Origin of the sequence: Dorea sp. 210702-DFI.3.125 (assembly GCF_020560945.1) — a bacterium.
GTDB classification, from domain to species: domain Bacteria; phylum Bacillota; class Clostridia; order Lachnospirales; family Lachnospiraceae; genus Dorea; species Dorea formicigenerans.
Genome location: NZ_JAJCNF010000072.1, coordinates 1 through 937, shown reverse-complemented (window position 1 = coordinate 937; position 937 = coordinate 1). Strand labels below are relative to the sequence as shown.

1 protein-coding gene and 2 pseudogenes are annotated in these 937 nt (G+C 47.6%); all 3 read right to left on the bottom strand.

What is annotated here, in order from left to right; all coding sequences use genetic code 11:
* Nucleotides 1-185, bottom strand: a pseudogene (locus LI164_RS16420) (hypothetical protein); the annotation flags it as partial.
* A 38-nt stretch (nucleotides 186-223) separates the two neighbouring features.
* A complete protein-coding gene (locus LI164_RS15565) occupies nucleotides 224-409 on the bottom strand; it encodes a hypothetical protein (protein WP_015540918.1) in 186 nt (61 codons plus the stop codon).
* Nucleotides 410-679: 270 nt separating this feature from the next.
* Nucleotides 680-937: pseudogene (locus LI164_RS15560) on the bottom strand (virulence-associated protein E); the annotation flags it as partial.

Below are 937 nucleotides of genomic sequence, written 5' to 3'. Positions count from 1 at the left end.
CTAAGCATCATGCGCTGGGTCTGGATACTGCCGCTTTCCCCCTGTAATTCATCGTCACGGCTCAATCTCAAATATAGTGCAGTGTTATAAATCGTTGTATTATATGGTTGTTTCACGGTTAAAAATCCTCCTTCTAAAAGAAACAACCCACGCTTATACAATACTCGCTGGTACAAGTATATCATAAGCGTGGGCTGATTGACAGTCGTTATTCCGTATTTTTTCAGGAAGCGGCGGCAGCGTGCTGGATCACATCTTCCAGTAGACTGTCAAGCGGCTTCCCATCCTGTGCGAAATGCTCCGATACCTTGATACGGACTTTCCCCATGACAAAATACTGGGTGCCGTCTTTTTCGGTAAGCAGGGTGCCGCTGTTTTCGTTGTTGCTCTCGTTTTTGTTTTTTGCCATAGGCAGTTACCTCCATAAATGAAATATGCCCGACAAGGGAATGTCAGGCAGGTGTACAGCCGCAGACTGTCTCCGTGTCAACCAAACCGTGTCAACCGGCAGAAAAGACTTTGAAAACAATCCATAGGCGCTCTATTATTACTTTTTACTTTTTCTTTGATTTCTTGGTTGACATGGTTGACAAAGGAGAGAAATACCCCAAATATCAGGCTTTTCTCCGTCAACTGGCTGTCAACCAAAGCGTCAACCAAACTGTCAACCGGTGGCTTTTCAGAATGGCAGTTCCATTTGCCGGGCTTCTTCTTCCGTGATTTCCTGAAAACCGTCCCCCTCCGGCGGAGCTTGGTTGACACGCTCCCAGCCTTTTTGAGAACCGTATTTCTTATACCGCTTCGGGCTTTTGTAGGCTGCCCAGCCCTGAATGATGCCGCCCGCAATGCCGGTATTCATAATCTCGCAGATTGCCCGTGTCTCCCAGTCTGCCGGGGAATTTAAGTTCCCCAGCGCTTCCTCATAAAGCTGCTTGGA